Source organism: Halobaculum halobium (genome assembly GCF_030127145.1).
Lineage (GTDB): Archaea > Halobacteriota > Halobacteria > Halobacteriales > Haloferacaceae > Halobaculum > Halobaculum halobium.
Genome location: NZ_CP126158.1, coordinates 722,471 through 739,538 on the forward strand (window position 1 = coordinate 722,471; position 17,068 = coordinate 739,538).

The window sequence follows — 17,068 nt, forward strand, 5'->3', positions numbered from 1 at the left end:
GCGTGTTCGACTCCGCCACCCGGCGGGCCGCGCGGGCGGCCGCTCGACTCCCGCCGGCGGCGACGCTTGCGCGCTGGGGGCTGGGCGGCATGGTGCTCGCGGCGGGCGTTCACAAGCTGCTCGATCCGGCGGCCTGGACCGTGTACGTCGTCGACTGGCTCGCGCCGCTGCTCGTCGTCTCGCCGACGGGGTTCATGCTGCTCAACGGCTACCTCGAAGTCGCCTTCGGCGTCGCGCTGCTCCTCGATCGCTATACCGCGTTCGCGTCGTTCGTCGCGGCCGCGTCGCTGTCGGCGACGTGCGTCTACCTCGCGATCGTGTGGGGGACGGTCGGCGCCTTCGGTGACGTGTTGGCGCGGGATATCGGGCTTGCGGGACTCGCGTGGGCCGTCTTCCGGGAGTCGTTCACCCGCGGCGTCGGCGGCGGCGACAGCTGAGTCGCCGGGGGCGGTGTTTATGATGCTCGGCGAGCCACCCTCGGACATGTCGTCACCCTCCACTGACGCGACCCTGCCTGAGGGGTTCGACTGGCTCTCGCTCGACCCCGAGGAAGCGGTCGTCTGGACGGGCAAGCCGCACTCGATGAGCCTCGTCCCCGCGCTCGTCGTCGGCGTCCCCCTCTCGCTGGTGCTCGTCGGTATCCCGATCGTCGTCTCGGCGTACCTCTCGCGCGAGAACACCGAGTACGTCATCACCACCGAGGCGCTGTACAAGAAGCGCGGCGTCGTCTCCAGGGACGTGAAGCGCGTCGGCTTCGAGAAGGTGCAGGACACCTCCTATTCGCAGGACTTCTTCGGCACGCAGTTCGGCTACGGATCGGTCGATATCTCCACGGCCGGCGGCTCGGGCGTCGAGCTCAGCTTCGACAGCGTCGAGGAGCCCAAGCGGATCCAGGAACTCGTCAACGAGCGCATCCGCGCTCGCGACCGCCGCGGCGGCGACGGGGAGTCAAAGAGTGACGTGCTCGACGACATCCTCGCGGAGCTCCGGGCGATCCGCACCGCAGTCGAACGCGACGCCGACCGCGACGGCGACGAAGCGGCCGATCACGGCGCAGGTCGGGCGGCCGACACCGCCGGCAGCGACGGGGAGTGATGACGGACGCTACCGCTGTCGATGTGCCCGACGGGAAAGTCAACGACGCTCCCGATGCCGTCCCGGTGGCCGACGACGAGTCGGTGCTCTGGACGGGGACTCCGCGCCTCTCGGCGGCGGTTCCCGCGGTATTCGTCGGGGTGGTCGTCGCGGGCGCCGGGATGGCCATCGCCGTCGGCCCGGTGGCGACGAGTCGATTGGGGCTCGGGATCGCCGCGGTCGCGATCTTGGTCGGGCTCGCCGTTCCCGGCATCGCGGTGCTGTCGCTGACGAACACCCGCTACGTCCTCACCGACCGCGCGGCGTCGGTGAAGACCGGGATCGTCGGCCGGCGCGTCGTCCGCGCACGGCTCTCGATGGTCGAAAACTCGGCGTACGAGCAGTCCGTGACCGGCTCCCTGTTCGGCTACGGCACGGTGACGCTCGAGACCGCCGGCGGCGGTGTCTCCTTCCGCCGGGTTGACGACCCGCAGGGAGTCCGCGCGCTCGTTGGCGAACACGCCGGCGGCGACGCTGACGAGTCAATCCCCGGCTCGACGAACTCGTGGCGTCGGGTGCGCGAGGAGGTCCAACTGCTCCGGAGCGCGGTTGAGCGCTAGTCCCGAAGGCGTGCTGTCCGGGCAGGCGTGTGTGGCTACCAGACGGTGCGATCCCTCGGACGACGGAGCACCGTGCACCCGCTGACCGTCGTCCGGCGGTCGGTTAGGTCACGGACGGGCTGGTCCCGTCACCGTATTTGAACCCTCGCCGACCGATCACAGCACGGTGCCGTGCTTCTTGTCCGGGACCGACTTCTCGATGTCCTCGTAGAAGTCGAACCGCTGGACGAGTTCGTCGCGCAACTCCGAGGGCGGAACGATCTCGTCGATGACGACCTCGCTGGCCATCCGGTGGATGTCGATGTCGCGTCGGTACTCCTCGCGGAGTTCGTCCTCGCGCGTCGCGCGCTCCTCCGGGTCGTCGATCTCGGCGAGCTTGTTCGCGTAGACGGCGTTGATCGCGGCCTCCGGGCCCATGATCCCGATCTCGCCGGAGGGGAGACCGATGACGGATTCGGGCTCGTAGGCGGGGCCGCCCATGGCGTAGATGCCCGCCCCGTACGCCTTCCGGACGACGACCGTCTGTTTCGGGACCGTTGCCGAGGAGGTCGCGTAGATGAACTTCTTGCCCTTCTCGAGGATGGCGTCCTTTTCGACCTGCGAACCGGCCATGAACCCCGGCGTATCACAGAGGTAGAGGAGCGGGACCTCGTAGGCGTCGCACGTCCAGATGAACTCCGCGGCCTTCTCGGCGGCGTCGGGAAAGATTGCCCCTGAGCGCTCGGTCGGCTGGTTCGCGACGACGCCGACGGGGCGCCCGTCGATGCGGGCGAACGCGGTGACGATCTCCTTGCCGTACTCCGGTTTCAACTCGAACACCGACTCCGCGTCGCAGATGCGCTCCAAGAGGTCGTGAACGTCGTACGGGCGGTTCGGGGCTTCGGGGATCAACTCGTCGATGCCGTCGGGTGAGTACGTTGGCGGTTTCTGGTCGCTGCGGGGCGGTTTCTCGCCCGCCTTATCGGGGAGGTAGCTCATCAGGTCCGCCACGAGATCGCGGGCGTGCTGTTCGTCCTCGGCGACCAGGTCGGCGCTGCCGGAGTACTTCGCGTGGACGTCCGGGCCGCCGAGGTCGTCCATCTCGATCTCCTCGCCGGTGACCATCTTCACCATCCGGGGGGAGGCGATCGCCATCGCGGACATCCCCTCGACCATCACGGTGAAGTCGGCGAACACCGGCGTGTACGCCGCTCCCGCGATGCAGGGGCCGTAGAGGACGCAGATCTGCGGGACCCGACCTGAGAGCATCGAGTGGTTGTAGTAGTACTTCCCGATCCCCTCGCGGTTGGCGAAAAAGCCGGTCTGTTGGTCGATGCGGCCGCCCGAGGAGTCCATCAGATAGAGGATCGGCTTGCCGTTCTTCAGCGCGCGCTGTTGCATCCGGAGGAACTTCTCGACGCCCTTGCCGGCCATCGACCCCGCCTTCACCGTGAAGTCGTTGGCCATGAAGTGCAGGTCGCGCCCCTCGAACTCGGCGGCACCGGTGATGAGCCCGTCCGCGGGGAGGCGGTTCCCCTCGTCGGCCTCCTCCACGTCCGGGGAGTTCCCGTGCCACGCGTCGAAGTGCGCGAACTTCCCGTCCTCGAACTTCACGCCGTCGGCGGCGCCCTCGCGGTCGGCGTCGCCGGGGCCGCCCTCTCCTCTCTCGCCGAACCAGAGGTCGAGCCGGTCGCGGACGAACAGCTTCCCCTGGCCGGGGAGCCGGTCCCTGTACTTCTCGGGGCCACCCTGGAGGATGTCGTCGATCTCAGCGCGGAGGGCGGCCTCGCGGTCGGTTGGCCCCAGATCGTCGTCCAGCGGGTACTCGATCTCGGGTGGCTCGGCGACCGCGATCGGCTCGTCGGCGTCGTCGCCGGCGTACACCTCGATGTCGACGCCGAAGTGCTCGGCCAGTGCCGAGGCGATGGCGCCGGCCTCCTCCTCGGTTGCCGCCGCGCCCACGTGGACTTTCATACGGTGGTGTGCGCAAGAATTGCGGAAAGAGTTTTCCATGGACGGCGGCGCGAGTCGGCCGCCCGCGATCGCCTGTCAACCGTCTTTCCACACGGTCGATCTGGACAGACTCAAGGCGACCGCGCCGAACGTTCGGGCGTGAGCGACGATCACGACGAAACCCTCCGGTCCCTCGCAGAGCTGCCGACGATGGCCCACCCCGCGCCGACCCCCGACGGCGACGAGGTGGCGCTGTACTACGACATCGACGGCCGAAACCAGCTGTACCTCCTCGATCCCGACACCGGCGACCTGGAGCAGTGGTCCGACGGCCAGGTCCCCAAGGACGCCCGCCACGGCTTTGCGTGGGACACCGACGGCGATCGGGTCTTCTTCCACCTCGACGAGGCCGGCAACGAGCAGAACGACGTCCACGCTATCGACCGCGACGGGAACGCCGAGCCGGTCGTCGAGATGGACGGACAGGTGACGCTCCAGTCGGTCGGCGACGACGGGGAGACGCTGCTGGTCGGCTCGAACGCCGACGGCCAGATGAACGTCTACCGACACGACCTCCCGTCGGGCGAGACGACGAAGCTCACCGACTACGACCGCGCCGTCTGGACCGCGGAACTGTCGCCCGACTGCGACCGCTTCGCGTTCATGACCAACACCTCCGAGGACTACGACAACGCGGACGTGTTCGTTGGAGACATCGACGGCTCGAACGCCCGGAACCTCGAGATCGGCGAGACCGGCGCCGAGTCGGCGCCGGCCGACTGGCACCCCGACGGCGACGCGCTGCTCGTCTCGGACAACACGCCCGACAAGGGTCGCTGCGGCGTGTACGACCTCGAGGTGGACGAGGTGACGTGGTACGGCGACGGACAGTTCGAGGAGACGCCCGCGTTCTTCCACCCCGACGGCGACCGGTTCCTCGCGACGCGCTCGCGCGACGCCGAGGCCGTCCCGGTCGTCTACGACGTCGGGTCCGGCGAGGGTCGCGAACTCGACCTCCCCGGCGGCGTCGCGTCGTTGGCCGACGACACGCCCCTCGACGACGGACGGGTCCTGATCCAGCACACGACGCCGACGCGGCGCCCTGCACTGCTCGCGTACGATCTGGACACCGACGAGTACGAGACGGTTCTGGAGGCCGAGTACGGCCCGTTCTCGCCCAGCGACTTCGCCGACGCGGAGTACTTCGCCGTCGAGTCCGACGGCGTCCCCGAGACGCCACAGCGCGCCGTCGACCACGACGCCTACGAGGAACTGGATATCGGCGCGATCTTCTACGACTCCGGCGAGCGGCCGTCGCCGCTGGTCGTCAACCCCCACGGCGGGCCGCGCGCCCGCGACACGCTCTCGTTCAGCTACCGCACGCAGTTCCTGCTCTCTCGCGGGTTCTCGGTCCTGCAGGTGAACTACCGCGGCTCCACGGGTCGCGGCCGCGAGTTCGTCGAAGAGTTGTACGACGACTGGGGCGGCGCCGAACAGGGGGATGTCGCGACCGCTGCCGAGCACGTTCTCGCTGAGTACGACTGGCTCGACGACGACCGCGTCGTCGTGTTCGGGGGCTCCTACGGCGGCTACTCAGCGTACTGGCAGCTCGTCCAGTTCCCCGACCTCTACGATGCGGGCGTCGCCTGGGTCGGCGTCTCGGACTTGTTCGACATGGCCGAGAACACGATGCCGCACTTCCGCTCGGAGCTGCTGGTGAAGTACCTCGGCGAACCGGACGAGAACGAGACCCTGTACGAAGAGCGCTCGCCGGTCACCTACGCCGACAACCTCGCGTCTCCCCTGCTGATCGTCCACGGCGTCAACGACCGCCGGGTGCCCGTCTCGCAGGCGCGGATCTTCCGGGACGCGCTCGACGACGCGGGCTACGAGGAGGGCGACGACTACGAGTACGAGGAACTCGGTGAGGAGGGCCACGGCTCCTCGGACATCGACGACAAGCTTCGGAGCCTCGAACTGCTCGACGACTTTTTCGACCGACGGATCGGCACTCTCGAGGCCGACGTAGTCGCGAGCGACGACTAGCGACGACTGCGCGCCGGCGCCGGTCACTTCCCGGTCTTCTCGGTCACGCGGAACTCCTCGGGCGGGTCGAGGACGCCCGCGACCGTCCCCAGCGAGTGAACGACGGTGACGACGGGCGCCAGCGGCACCGCCAGTGCCCAGCCCGCCGTCTCGCGGCCGTAGTAGGCGACCCCGCGGAGGAACCAGAACGCCGTGAACGCCGCAAGCGTCAGCGACGCCGCGAGGAACAGGCCGCCGAACAGGACGGAGACGCCGAGGACCGACAGCGGGATCGCAACCAGCGTCACGACCGGCGACAGCGCCCACGCGTAGTTCCGCACGCGGGTGAGCAGGCGGTAGCGAGCCGGCAGCATCTTCGCGGCCCGGAGGTTGCCCGCGGTCCACCGGCGGCGCTGCTGGGTGATCTCGTACAGCGACGGCGGCGCCTCGTTTCGCACGGCCACGTCCGCGAGTTCGAAATCTAGGTCGAAGCGCTCGGCCGCCTTCCACACGAAGGCGGTGTCCTCGACGAGCGTCTCGCGGTTCCACGTCACCGCGTCCTCGACCTCGCGCCGGACGGCGATCCCTCCGCCCCACGCGAACAGCGGGACCGAGAGGCGCGCGAAGGCGCGCTGTTCGATCTGGACGCCCATCCGGTACACGTCCGCGAGATACGACAGGACCGAGCCGGTCCGGCGCGGCTCCTCGCGCAGTTGGACCACGTCGGCGTCCGGCAGACCGTCGAACTCGGTCATGTGGCTGTCCTCATCGAGGTAGAGCACGAATTCGCGCTCGCAGTCGACGTGTCGACGCGCCCACTCGAGAGCGCGGCCCTTCCGGACGGCCGCGGCGTCGAACTCGTCGGGCACGACGTGGACCGTCGCGCCGGGGACGTCGATATCCGTCTCGGCGATGACGCGCACGTCGTCCAAGTCGTCCGGGAGCGACTCGACTGTCCGCCGCACGACCTCGGCAGCGTCGATGGTCATGATCCGCACCTGTACGTCGTCGCCGCCGCGAACCGGCTCCGGTTCCTCGTAGCCCGCACCGACGACGTACGTCAGGACGACCCACACGAGCGTCGTCCCGGTGAACAGGATGGTCGTACCCCACAGCGTCGCCGCGAGCAGCGACCGCGCCCCGACCGGCAGCCCCACGACGGCGGGGAACGCCAGTGCGCCCGCCGCCGCGAGGAGGCTCGCCACGGTCGCGATCAGTCCGATCCGTTCGAGGTTCATCGTGGTCGCCACGAACGGCGCCGCCCCCTTCAACGGGGACAGCGCTCAACGTGGATTGGGGGGCGCTGGCACCGAATTAAGCCGCATTAATCGAGAGACGCGGCCGAGTCGACCCACGACGAGGTGGATCCGTCGATCGGTCGAGGGAACCGCACACCGGGTGCCTCGGGCCGCGGACCTCGCTCCGGTCGCTCACGAGAACACCGGTCGGCCCCGCTAGTCGAACATCTTGTCGTCGAACTCCGGCACGTCGAACCCGCCCTCGCCGCCCCACCCGTCCATCACGCGGCTCTGGTACAGCATCATCGCGACCTGCGGCACCGCCTGCGGCGGCACCGGCGAGGAGTCGTCGAACGCCTCGGCCGCCCAGCCGTTGTACTCGTCGACGATGTCCATCGCGTCCTTGAAACTGCGCAACATGAGCGCCTTATACCGATCTCTCATTACTCGGGTTCGGCGCGCCCGACGTGTGGGTCTATCGGTTCCGGGAGCGCCGACCTACCGCTGTCGAACCGCATTGAGCGCGGCTTCGAGGCGGTCGATCAGCGCGGCGTTCCCGATGTGGACGGGCACACGCTGGTGGATTCCGGTCGCTTCAACGTCCAACAGCGACCGCGCCCCGTCCGAGGATCGACCGCCGGCGCCCTCCACGAGGTACGCGACTGGATTCCCCTCGAACTGCAGGCGGAGTTTCCCGTCCGGGGCGGACTCCAGCGCGGGGTACGCGAACACGCCGCCGTAGGAGAGCACCTGGCTCACGTCCGCGATCATCGCGCCGCCGTAGCGCAGTTTCAGCTCGTCTTCGATCTCGCCGACGTACGCGGCGAAGTCGTCGGGCCAGTCGGGCACCCGCCCCCCGAAGCCGTACACCGTCGGGTCGTCGGGGAGTTCGATCCGCTCCAGTTGCTCACGGTCACCCTCCCCGGTGACCAGGTACTCGTGGATCGTCGCGTCCGCAGGCGCGCCGACGCCGGCAACCATCGTCGTGACCGGCCCGTACAGGACGAATCCGGCGGCGACGAGGTCACGGCCCGAGGCCGGAAGCGGACCGTCGTACACCGCGATCACGGTTCCCATCGGATTGTTCGACTCCAGATTCGACGACCCGTCGAGCGGGTCGACCGCGACCGACACGTCGCCGTCGCCGGTGTCGACGGTCGACTCGCGCTCCTCGCTGGCGTACGTTCCGACGCCGTCGATGTCGCCCACCATTTCCGCCAGCAACTCGTCGGCATACAGGTCCGCCGCCAGCACGTCCTCGCCCGAGGGGTTCTCGTCGTCGAGGTACCGGCGCCGCCCCGGCAGCCCCGCGCGGACGTCGGGGGCCGCGGCGGCGACGACGTCCAGCACCGCCTCCGCGACGGCGAACGGGTCGTCTGTGGCGCCGGCGGAGTCGCAGTCGGAGCCAGCGTCGGAACCGTCCATCAGTCGTCGGCGACGGCGGACGCGGAGGTGTGTTCGAGCGCCTCGTCGACGGACGCGTCCTCGAAGATGACCGCCTCCAGCGCGTCGAGGATCTCCTCGGGGTTCTCCCGCTGGAAGACGTTTCGACCGACCGCGAGCCCCTTCGCGCCGCCCTCGAGCGCGCCGGCGACGGTTTCGAGGAACGCGCGATCGTCGGTCTTCGATCCGCCGGACATCACCACTTTGGTCGGGCCGGCCATCCGCGCTGCCTCGGCCATCGAGTCGGGTGATCCGGGGTACTTTACCTTCGCGATGTCGGCACCGAGTTCGAGACCCAACCGCGCCGCGTACGCGATGGTGTCCGGGCTGGTGTCGTTCTTCAGTCCCTGTCCGCGCGGGTACGACCACATGACGACGCCCATGTCGTGCTCGCGGGCCGCCTCCTGGGCGTCGCGGAACTCTTCGGCCATCTCGACCTCGTGGTTCGACCCGCCGTACAGCGTGAAGCCGATCGCGTCGGCGCCCAACTCGGCGGCGTACTCGACCGACCAGTTCACGGCGGAGTCCGGCTCGCCCATCCAGAGGTTCGAGGTGCTGTTGAGCTTCGCCAGCAGCGACACGTCCTCCTCGTAGCTCGGGTAGTACGCCTCCGCGATGCCCTTCCCGACCGCGAGCGCTGTTACCGCGTCGTGAGTCGCGAGGTCGAACACCCGCTCGGGATCCGCAGTCGACGGGTTCGGCGCGAAGTCCACGGGCCCGTGTTCGATCCCGTGGTCATATGCGAGAATGAGTGCCTTGTCGTCGCGAGTGATCGCCGCGTCCGCGTCGGTGAGCATACGTAAATCCGCCACGGCAACGATGATAAATCAAATGGTGTCTGCGATGTGATATTTACTCGCCCCCGAGTATCGCATTCCATCTATCAATCGACGTGCTCGGTCGCCGCCTCACACAGTTCGGCGACCCGTGCCTCGTCACGGCCCAGCGCCTCGGCCACTTCAGCCGGATCGGCGACGGCCAGCGCCCGTGCGGAGGTGATCCCCGCCTCCGCGAGATCGGCTGCGTCCCCGTCGTCGACCCCTTCGACCGCTCCGACGGGCGTCGGTCGAGAGCGCTCGCGCCAGGCCGACTCGGCGGCGACCGGATCGCCCGACCCGTCGGTCTTCGTCCCCGGCGCGTCACCGCGGGCGGAGGCGGCGACCCACGCGCGCTCTGCGGTCACGCCGTCGTCGGTCGCCTCGTCGTCGGCGACTCCGGCGTCCGCCGGTTCAGCGCGGTCTGCCCCGTCGTCGCCGTCCCCGTTGGACCCGCCACCGCCGTCAGCGGCGTCGGACGCGCCGGCGTCGGCACCCTGCCAGTCTCCCGACGACGCCGCGACCCAGGCGCGTTCTGCGTCGCCGAGCCCGCGGACCTGCGTCGACCGTCGTGCGAGGTCTTCGCCCTCCGACTCGAACGACCAGGCCAGCGAGTGCTCCCGGCGGATGCGCGCCGCAACGCCCGGATTGACCCCGGCGTCGGTAAGCATCCGGTACGAGACCGCCTTCTCGCGCACGGCCGCCGCGTCGAACGGCGCGTCCGCGAGGGCCTCCGCGGTCGCCGGTCCCACGAATTTCAACTCCCTGATGTCCTCATCCCCCACACCTGGTCACCTGTTGGGTGCGTCGAACCCGGACGGTTTAACCTTTCTGCGCACGGTCTCACGTGCGGATAATTCCCAGTCCACAGGTCCGCTACGCTTACGGTGGCCGCATGGGCACCATTGTCCATGCGCGAACTCTCGGAGATCGAGACGGTCGGCGTCGTCGGCGCGGGCACGATGGGCAACGGGATCGCCCAGGTGACCGCGACAGCCGGCTACGACGTGGTGATGCGCGACATCGAACAGCGGTTCGTCGACAACGGCCTGGACGCGATCGACTCCTCGCTGTCGCGCCTCGACGCGAAGGGCGAACTCGACGAGCCACGCGAGGCGGTCCAAGACCGGATCACGGGAACGACCGACCTCGGAGATCTCGCCGCCGCCGACCTCGTCGTCGAGGCGGCGCTGGAAGACATGGACGTAAAGCAGGACATCTTCGAGGAACTCGAAGACGTGACTGACGACGACGTGGTGCTCGCGACGAACACCTCGACGCTCTCTATCACGACCATCGCATCGGCGACCGACCGCGAGGACCTCGTCGTCGGCCTCCACTTCATGAATCCCGTCCCGATCATGGCGGGCGTCGAGGTCGTCACCGGCGAGAAGACCGCCACCGAAGTGACGGACTTCGCGCACGCGTTCGCCGAGGACGTGGGCAAGGAGACGTGGGAGAGCGACGACAAGCCCGGCTTCGTCACCAACCGCGTGCTCATGCCGTGGATCAACGAGGGCATCCGCGCGTACGACGAAGGCGTCGCCTCGAAGGAAGACATGGACAAGGGAATGAAGCTTGGGACGAACGTTCCGATGGGCCCGCTCGAACTGGCCGACCACATCGGCCTCGACATCTGTCTCGACGCCAGCGAGACGCTGCACGAGGAACTGGGCGACCGGTACAAGCCCGCCTACCTCCTCAAGCGGAAGGTCGCCGCCGGCGACCTGGGCAAGAAGACCGGCAAGGGGTTCTACGACTACGACTGACGCCCAGACGACTCGGGACGGTACATTTTACTAGGCGTCACTTCGACCCGGATGGACCGTGATACCGCACGCGACGCTGACGGTCGCGCTCGCGGTCGCGGCGGCCCTCTCGTTGTGGACCACCGGGGTCGCGTGGCGCCACCGTGACGCGCGCTCGCGGGCCGCCCGCTGGCGCTGCTCATGACCGCGTCCGCGTGGCTTTCGCTCGCAACCATCGGCGGCCTCACGACGGACGGGCTCACCGAGTCGCTTCGCTGGCGACAGATCCGGTACGTCGGGGACGTCGTGATCCCGCCCACCTGGTTACTGTTCGCGCTCGCGTGCGCCGGGTTCGACCGGTTCAGTGACCGCCGCCTCCGGGTCGCGCCCGGGGTCGTTGCCGGCGAACGTCGTCGGCGTGGCGGCGGTCGTTCCTGTCTCGATCGCTCCGACAGGGGCGATCGGGAGCTTGGAACGGGGAGACGTTGGGGAGCCGACGGACACGACCATTCGGAACGACTAACCACCCGCCCGCCCGTTCGGCGGGTATGAAGGCCACGGCGACGGCCCACCCCATCCAGGGCCTCGTGAAGTACCACGGGATGCGCGACGCGGAGCGACGGCTCCCGTACCACGACTCGATCAGCCTCTGTACGGCTCCCTCGCGAACGACGACGACCGTCGAGTGGGAGCCGGACGCGTCGCCGACCGACGACCAGTACCGCATCGACGGCGAGGCCGTCGACGGTCGCGGCGCCGAGCGCATCGAGATGGTCGTCGAGCACGTCCGCGAGCTCGCGGATCTGGACGCCGCCGTCCGCGTCGAGTCCGAGAACTCCTTCCCGTCGAACGTCGGCTTCGGCTCCTCGTCGTCTGGCTTTGCGGCGCTGGCGACCTCGCTGGTCGAGGCGGCCGGGCTCGACATGACGCGCCCGGAGATTTCGACGGTCGCGCGCCGCGGCTCCTCATCGGCCGCCCGCGCCGTTACCGGCGCCTACTCGGTGCTGTACGCCGGGATGAACGACGAGGACTGTCGCGCCGAGCGCCTCGACGTGGGCGTCGGCCCGGACGGGTTCGACCCCGAGGAGGACCTCCGCGTAGTTACCGCGCTCGTGCCCGCCTACAAGGAGACCGAGGAGGCACACCGCGAGGCAGAGGCGAGCCACATGTTCGACGCCCGGATGGCGCACGTCCACGAGCAGCTCCAGCGGATGCGCGACCGTCTGCGCTCGGGGGAGTTCTCGGGGATCTTCGAGATCGCAGAGCACGACTCCCTGTCGCTGACGGCGACGACCATGACCGGCCCCGCCGGCTGGGTGTACTGGCAGCCCGAGACGATCGCCGTGTTCAACGCCGTCCGCGAACTCCGCGAGGAGGAGGTTCCCGTCTACTTCTCGACGGACACCGGCGCGAGCGTCTACGTCAACACGCCCGCCGAGCACGCCGAGCGCGTCGAGGAGCGAATCGCCGAGGTCGGCGTCGAGACGAACATCTGGGAGGTCGGCGGCCCGGCGCGCGTGCTCGGGGCGTCGGAAGCGCTGTTCTGATCCGGGGGCACCGCTCCGAACTTCGGGGACGGGTTGGGGCACGGGTCTGGTAGACGCGGAGCCGTCGCTGCGCCCCGAACTGACAGGCGGCGCGGCTGCGTCTGCCGGTCGTCGAGAGGCCGCCGGCTGCCCCCCGACTCCCGTCACCCGCGAGCGGTGCGCCGCACACCCGCTCGGCGCCCGCGGGCCGTCGTTACGTTACGGGGTCACTGGTCCCACTTTCCTCCTTGAACGTTCGTCCGCACCGACGTGCGCGACGCCCGTTACGCCCTTACCCGCGGCGGCCGTAGTGTTCGCGAATGCATGTCGTCGTTCTCGGCGCCGGCTACGCTGGCGTCGCTGTGACCCGGAGACTCGAGTCGCGACTCCCCTCGGCTGTCGACATCACGCTCGTCAACGACGGCGAGAGTCACGTCCTCGTCCACGAGACGCACCGTGCGATCCGCCGGCCGGCGGTCGCCGACGCCATCTCGGTGCCGCTCGAGGACCTGCTCGACCGCGCTGAGTTGATCGTGGACCGGGTCGTCGACGTGGACGCCGAGGCGGGCGTGGCCGAGTTGGCGAGCGGAGACGACATCGAGTGGGACTACGGCGCGCTGTGTCTCGGCTCGGAGACCGCGTATTACGGGATCGAAGGGCTTCGCGAGCACGCGACGCCGCTGAAGTCGCTCGACGACGCCGCCGAGATCCGCGAGGAGTTTCTGGAACTCCTCGGCGACGGCGGGCGCGTCGTGGTCGGCGGCGCCGGCCTGTCGGGCGTGCAGGTCGCCGGCGAACTCACGGCGCTCGCACGCGAGAAAGACGTCGCGGTACCCGACGAGGCGGAGGTCGTCCTCGTCGAGCAGTTGGGCGAGGTCGCGCCGAACTTCCCGGCGAACTTCAGCCGAGCCGTACGCGAGCAGTTGGAGGCGCGTGGCGTCGACGTCGAGACCGACACGACCGTCGAACAGGTCTTCGACGACCGGATCGCCACCGCCGCCGGCGACCTCTCGTACGACCAACTCGTCTGGACCGGCGGCATCGCCGGCGACGACGCCGTGGGTGGCGACCGTCCGGTCGTCCGTGCCGACCTCCGACTCACCGACGGTACGTTCGCCTTGGGTGACGCCGCCCGCGTCGTCGATGCCGACGGCGAGGCGGTCCCGGCCTCGGCGTCTGCGGCCGTTCGGGAGGCGAAGGCGGTCGCGGAGAACATCGGTCGGCTGGTGGACAACGAGATGGTCGGCGACGAGGACGAGTTCGAACCGCGGCTGACGCGCTACCGGTTCGAGGTGCCCGGTTGGCTCGTCTCTGTCGGCGACGGCGCCGTGGCGCAGTTGGGGCCGACGGTGCTCACCGGCCCGGCCGCGCGGGCGTCGAAGGCGGGCGTCGGCGCGGGGTATCTCACGTCCGTCGGCGCCGTTCAGAAAGCGATCCAACTGGCGGAAGAGGAGCTCCTGTAGAGATAGTTGGACGCTCGTCCACCAGATAACCTTGTATACCTAGGATGAATGAGATACATCTGTAGAGAAGCCTTACACTGTAGAGTGTGGTACGTCAACTCGTGCCATCCAAGGATATCGATCCGTACGACGCGTCTGAAGCGTTGTTCGAGTGTGTCGGCTGCGGGACGCGGCTCCGAGGGGCCAGCCATCCCGGCACGTGTCCCGAGTGCGAGAGCGCGGTCCGGAACATCGCCGTCAGCCGGGAGTGACTCGGGGGTATCCGACGACGGCCGACGGCCGCTGAACGCCCGGTAGCGCGACCCTTAAGCCGCTCGCGCCGCGACGTTCGGCGATGAGCGATACGCCGCGAGCGACGGGGATGGACGCGTTCGCGGCGCTGGGGGAGGAGGTTCGGTCGGCGCTGTCCGAGCGCGGGTTCACGACGCCGACGGCGCCGCAGCGACGGGCGATCTCGCCCCTTGCGGCCGGCGAGGACGCCCTCGTCATCGCGCCGACGGGGACCGGCAAGACCGAGACGGCGATGTTGCCGGTGCTGTCGGCGCTCGCGGAGACGCGCCCCGAGGGGCTCGGGGCGCTGTACGTGACGCCGCTGCGGGCGCTCAACCGCGACATGCGCGAGCGCCTGGAGTGGTGGGGCGAGTACCTCGACTTGAACGTGCAGGTGCGCCACGGCGACACCTCCGACTACCAGCGGAGCAAGCAGGCGAACGACCCGCCCGACGTGCTGGTGACGACGCCGGAGACGCTGCAGGCGATGCTGACGGGCGAGAAGCTCCGGGCGGCGCTCTCGGACGTGAATCACGTCGTCGTCGACGAGGTCCACGAGTTGGCGGCCTCGAAACGCGGCGCCCAGTTGACCGTCGGGTTAGAGCGGGTGCGCCGCCTGTCGGGCGACTTCCAGCGCATCGGCCTCTCGGCGACCGTCGGCGACCCCGAGGAGGTCGGGAAGTTCCTCACCGGCGACCGAGGCTGTGCGATCGTCGAGGTCGACGTGGGGAGCAAGGTCGAGTTCGACGTGATCTCGCCGGAGGTGACCCCCGCGGACGAGCGCCTCGCCGGGAAGCTCGCGACCGACGCCGACATCGCGAGTCACGTCCGGCTCGTTCGCGACATCGTCCGCGCGAACGAGTCGGTCCTGATCTTCGTGAACACTCGACAGACGGCGGAGGCGCTCGCCTCGCGGTTCAAAACGCTCGGCGAACCGATCGGCGTCCACCACGGATCGCTGTCGAAGGACGCCCGGATCGAGGTCGAGGACGCGTTCAAGACCGGCGAGATCGACGGGCTCGTCTGTACCTCCTCGATGGAGTTGGGGATCGACGTGGGGCGCGTCGATCACGTCGTCCAGTACAACTCCCCCCGCGAGGTCGCGCGCCTGCTCCAGCGGGTCGGCCGCGCGGGCCACCGCCGCGACGAGGTGAGCCGCGGGACCGTCGTCACCGACAGCGCGGACGACACCATGGAAGCGCTGGCGATCGCCCGGCGGGCCGTCGAGGGCGACGTAGAGGAGTCGGGCATTCACCACGGGAGTCTCGACACGCTCGCGAACCAGGTCGTCGGTCTGCTCATGGACATGGGCGAGGTCGACGCCCGCGAGGCGTACGATCTGATCACCCGGGCGTACCCCTTCCGCGACCTCCCGGAGGAGACGTTCCGCGAGGTCGCCCGCGAGCTGTCGGGGAATCGGTTGCTGTGGATCGACGAGGAGCGCGACGTGCTCGAAACGTCGGGGGGCACGTGGCAGTACTACTACCGGAACCTCTCGATGATCCCCGACGAGGAGACGTACGACGTGTACGACATCTCCTCGCGCCGGCAGATCGGGACGCTGGACGAACGGTTCGTCGTCAACTTCGCCCAGCCCGGGGAGGCGTTCATTCAGCGCGGGGAGCTGTGGCGCATCAACGACATCGACGAGGAGGAGTCGGAGGTGAACGTCGCGCCCATCGAGGACCCCGCAGGGGAGGTACCCTCCTGGACCGGACAAGAGATCCCCGTTCCCCGCGCCGTCGCCGGCGAGGTGGGCGAGATGCGCGGCGTCGCCGAACCGCAGTTCGCCGGCGGTGCCGACGCGGCCGCCGTGGCTCGGGAGTTCGCCGGACGGTATCCCGCCGAAGCCGACACGATCCGGGTCGGCATCGACACGGTCGGGCGCCACGTCGAGGCGGGTCACCCGATGCCGACTGACGATCAGATCGTCGTGGAGGGCACGGGACGGAGCATCGCCGTCAACGCCGCGTTCGGCCACGGGGTGAACCGCACGCTCGGCAGGCTCCTCTCGGCGCTGATCGGCCAGCGCACCGGCTCGTCTGTCGGGATGGAGGCCGATCCGTATCGCGTCGAGTTGGAGGTACCCAACGGCGTCACCCCGGGAACCGTCATCGAGGTGCTGGAGGAGACCGACCCGCAGCACGTCGAAGCCCTCCTCGAACTCGCCCTCAAGAACTCGGACACGCTGAAGTTCACGCTCGCACACGTCGCCGCGAAGTTCGGCGCGCTCAAGCGGTATCAGGGGAACAAGCGCTTCGGCGGCGACCGCCTCATGGCGGCGCTGGAGGACACGCCGGTCTTCGACGAGGCGGTCCGGGAGGTGTTCCACACGGAACTCGCCGTCGAGGAGACGGCGGAGTTGCTCGGGGACATTCACGACGGTGACGTCGAGGTGGTCGCTGCCCGCGAGCGCACGCCGCTGGGCACGGACGGCCGCTCCTCCGGCCGGGAGTTCCTTGTGCCCGAGAACGCCGACGCCTCCGTGATCGAGACGATCCGCGACCGCATCATGGACGACCACGTGATCCAGTTGTGCGTCCACTGCGGAGAGTGGGACCAGCGCACGAAGGTCCGCAGGGTCAGGGACAGCCCCGAGTGCCCCGAGTGCGGCTCCACCCGGATCGCGGCGCTGAACCCGTGGGCGGACGAGGCGGTACAGGCCGTCCGGTCGAACGACAAGGACGACGAACAGGCGGAACTCACGCGCAAGGCGAACCGCTCGGCGAACCTCGTGCAGGCCCACGGCAAGCAGGCCGTGATCGCGCTGGCCGCCCGCGGCGTCGGCCCGCACAACGCCGCCCGGATCATCGGGAAACTGCGCGAGGACGAGGACGACTTCTACCGCGACATCCTGAAACAGGAGCGGCAGTACGCGCGGACCAAGAGCTTCTGGGAGTAGCGCTGTCGCCGC

General features: G+C 69.2%; 17 protein-coding genes. 11 read left to right on the plus strand and 6 right to left on the minus strand.

All coding sequences use genetic code 11. From position 1 onward, the window contains the following. Positions 1 to 2: 2 nt before the first annotated feature. Genes P0Y41_RS03855 through P0Y41_RS03865 form a run of 3 tightly spaced genes read left to right on the plus strand, consistent with a single transcriptional unit; the run spans position 3 to position 1,694 of the window. Positions 3 to 437: a DoxX family membrane protein gene (locus P0Y41_RS03855; RefSeq protein WP_284062656.1), complete on the plus strand. Its 435-nt coding sequence runs from the start codon at positions 3 to 5 to the stop codon at positions 435 to 437. Positions 438 to 483: 46 nt separating this feature from the next. Further along, entirely contained in the window at positions 484 to 1,095 is a 612-nt protein-coding gene (locus tag P0Y41_RS03860) for a PH domain-containing protein (protein ID WP_284062657.1), read from the plus strand. Next, complete coding sequence (locus P0Y41_RS03865; RefSeq protein ID WP_284062658.1) at positions 1,095 to 1,694, plus strand: PH domain-containing protein; 600 nt, start codon at positions 1,095 to 1,097, stop codon at positions 1,692 to 1,694. The genes P0Y41_RS03860 and P0Y41_RS03865 overlap by 1 nt, the downstream gene beginning before the upstream one ends. A 156-nt stretch (positions 1,695 to 1,850) precedes the next feature. Here the strand turns inward: P0Y41_RS03865 and P0Y41_RS03870 are convergent, their stop codons facing one another. Further along, entirely contained in the window at positions 1,851 to 3,647 is a 1,797-nt protein-coding gene (locus P0Y41_RS03870) for an acyl-CoA carboxylase subunit beta (RefSeq protein ID WP_284062659.1), read from the minus strand. Positions 3,648 to 3,836: 189 nt separating this feature from the next. On the opposite strand from P0Y41_RS03870, the gene P0Y41_RS03875 reads away from it, so the two are divergent. Next, positions 3,837 to 5,672: a S9 family peptidase gene (locus P0Y41_RS03875; RefSeq protein ID WP_345783199.1), complete on the plus strand. Its 1,836-nt coding sequence runs from the start codon at positions 3,837 to 3,839 to the stop codon at positions 5,670 to 5,672. A gap of 23 nt (positions 5,673 to 5,695) precedes the next feature. Here the strand turns inward: P0Y41_RS03875 and P0Y41_RS03880 are convergent, their stop codons facing one another. From P0Y41_RS03880 to P0Y41_RS03900, 5 genes are all read right to left on the minus strand, one after another. Next, positions 5,696 to 6,889 (minus strand): glycosyltransferase family 2 protein, encoded by a 1,194-nt coding sequence (locus P0Y41_RS03880; RefSeq protein ID WP_345783200.1) that lies wholly within the window; start codon positions 6,887 to 6,889, stop codon positions 5,696 to 5,698. A gap of 216 nt (positions 6,890 to 7,105) precedes the next feature. Further along, on the minus strand, positions 7,106 to 7,333 hold the full coding sequence (locus P0Y41_RS03885) for a hypothetical protein (RefSeq protein ID WP_073311031.1): 228 nt from the start codon (positions 7,331 to 7,333) through the stop codon (positions 7,106 to 7,108). A 54-nt stretch (positions 7,334 to 7,387) separates the two neighbouring features. Further along, the gene (locus tag P0Y41_RS03890; protein ID WP_284062662.1) at positions 7,388 to 8,314 is read right to left on the minus strand and encodes a class 1 fructose-bisphosphatase; all 927 of its coding nucleotides are present in this window, start codon (positions 8,312 to 8,314) and stop codon (positions 7,388 to 7,390) included. Continuing rightward, positions 8,314 to 9,129, minus strand: a complete 816-nt coding sequence (locus P0Y41_RS03895; RefSeq protein WP_284062663.1) for a class I fructose-bisphosphate aldolase — start codon at positions 9,127 to 9,129, stop codon at positions 8,314 to 8,316. Before P0Y41_RS03895 ends, P0Y41_RS03890 begins: the two co-directional genes overlap by 1 nt. Before the next feature lie 86 nt (positions 9,130 to 9,215). Next, complete coding sequence (locus tag P0Y41_RS03900; RefSeq protein ID WP_284062664.1) at positions 9,216 to 9,899, minus strand: DUF7409 domain-containing protein; 684 nt, start codon at positions 9,897 to 9,899, stop codon at positions 9,216 to 9,218. Between the two features lie 159 nt (positions 9,900 to 10,058). On the opposite strand from P0Y41_RS03900, the gene P0Y41_RS03905 reads away from it, so the two are divergent. The 7 genes from P0Y41_RS03905 to P0Y41_RS03935 all read left to right on the plus strand — a co-directional run bounded on the left by P0Y41_RS03905 (position 10,059) and on the right by P0Y41_RS03935 (position 17,056). Continuing rightward, positions 10,059 to 10,916 carry a 3-hydroxyacyl-CoA dehydrogenase family protein gene (locus P0Y41_RS03905; protein ID WP_284062665.1) on the plus strand — a complete coding sequence of 286 codons (858 nt, stop codon included), beginning with the start codon at positions 10,059 to 10,061 and terminating at the stop codon, positions 10,914 to 10,916. A 58-nt stretch (positions 10,917 to 10,974) separates the two neighbouring features. Further along, entirely contained in the window at positions 10,975 to 11,100 is a 126-nt protein-coding gene (locus P0Y41_RS03910; protein WP_284062666.1) for a hypothetical protein, read from the plus strand. Further along, positions 11,097 to 11,447, plus strand: coding sequence for a histidine kinase N-terminal 7TM domain-containing protein (locus tag P0Y41_RS17990; protein ID WP_390214775.1), 351 nt, complete (start codon positions 11,097 to 11,099; stop codon positions 11,445 to 11,447). The genes P0Y41_RS03910 and P0Y41_RS17990 overlap by 4 nt, the downstream gene beginning before the upstream one ends. Beyond that, on the plus strand, positions 11,444 to 12,442 hold the full coding sequence (gene mvaD, locus P0Y41_RS03920; RefSeq protein WP_284062668.1) for a phosphomevalonate decarboxylase MvaD: 999 nt from the start codon (positions 11,444 to 11,446) through the stop codon (positions 12,440 to 12,442). The genes P0Y41_RS17990 and mvaD overlap by 4 nt, the downstream gene beginning before the upstream one ends. Positions 12,443 to 12,741: 299 nt before the next feature. Next, the gene (locus P0Y41_RS03925) at positions 12,742 to 13,884 is read left to right on the plus strand and encodes an NAD(P)/FAD-dependent oxidoreductase (RefSeq protein WP_284062669.1); all 1,143 of its coding nucleotides are present in this window, start codon (positions 12,742 to 12,744) and stop codon (positions 13,882 to 13,884) included. 101 nt (positions 13,885 to 13,985) lie between these two features. Further along, the gene (locus P0Y41_RS03930; protein ID WP_284062670.1) at positions 13,986 to 14,135 is read left to right on the plus strand and encodes a rubrerythrin-like domain-containing protein; all 150 of its coding nucleotides are present in this window, start codon (positions 13,986 to 13,988) and stop codon (positions 14,133 to 14,135) included. An 83-nt stretch (positions 14,136 to 14,218) separates the two neighbouring features. Next, positions 14,219 to 17,056 (plus strand): DEAD/DEAH box helicase, encoded by a 2,838-nt coding sequence (locus tag P0Y41_RS03935; RefSeq protein WP_284062671.1) that lies wholly within the window; start codon positions 14,219 to 14,221, stop codon positions 17,054 to 17,056. Positions 17,057 to 17,068 lie beyond the last annotated feature (12 nt).

What these genes read in the sequence shown, in the direction of transcription:
- P0Y41_RS03895 (WP_284062663.1), bottom strand. Translation starts at nt 9,129, where the DNA reads ATGCTCACCGACGCGGACGCGGCGATCACTCGCGACGACAAGGCACTC.
- P0Y41_RS03865 (WP_284062658.1), top strand. Translation starts at nt 1,095, where the DNA reads ATGACGGACGCTACCGCTGTCGATGTGCCCGACGGGAAAGTCAACGAC.
- P0Y41_RS03860 (WP_284062657.1), top strand. Translation starts at nt 484, where the DNA reads ATGTCGTCACCCTCCACTGACGCGACCCTGCCTGAGGGGTTCGACTGG.
- P0Y41_RS03905 (WP_284062665.1), top strand. Translation starts at nt 10,059, where the DNA reads ATGCGCGAACTCTCGGAGATCGAGACGGTCGGCGTCGTCGGCGCGGGC.
- mvaD (WP_284062668.1), top strand. Translation starts at nt 11,444, where the DNA reads ATGAAGGCCACGGCGACGGCCCACCCCATCCAGGGCCTCGTGAAGTAC.
- P0Y41_RS03935 (WP_284062671.1), top strand. Translation starts at nt 14,219, where the DNA reads ATGAGCGATACGCCGCGAGCGACGGGGATGGACGCGTTCGCGGCGCTG.
- P0Y41_RS03925 (WP_284062669.1), top strand. Translation starts at nt 12,742, where the DNA reads ATGCATGTCGTCGTTCTCGGCGCCGGCTACGCTGGCGTCGCTGTGACC.
- P0Y41_RS03875 (WP_345783199.1), top strand. Translation starts at nt 3,837, where the DNA reads ATGGCCCACCCCGCGCCGACCCCCGACGGCGACGAGGTGGCGCTGTAC.
- P0Y41_RS03880 (WP_345783200.1), bottom strand. Translation starts at nt 6,889, where the DNA reads ATGAACCTCGAACGGATCGGACTGATCGCGACCGTGGCGAGCCTCCTC.
- P0Y41_RS03890 (WP_284062662.1), bottom strand. Translation starts at nt 8,314, where the DNA reads ATGGACGGTTCCGACGCTGGCTCCGACTGCGACTCCGCCGGCGCCACA.
- P0Y41_RS17990 (WP_390214775.1), top strand. Translation starts at nt 11,097, where the DNA reads ATGACCGCGTCCGCGTGGCTTTCGCTCGCAACCATCGGCGGCCTCACG.
- P0Y41_RS03885 (WP_073311031.1), bottom strand. Translation starts at nt 7,333, where the DNA reads ATGAGAGATCGGTATAAGGCGCTCATGTTGCGCAGTTTCAAGGACGCG.
- P0Y41_RS03870 (WP_284062659.1), bottom strand. Translation starts at nt 3,647, where the DNA reads ATGAAAGTCCACGTGGGCGCGGCGGCAACCGAGGAGGAGGCCGGCGCC.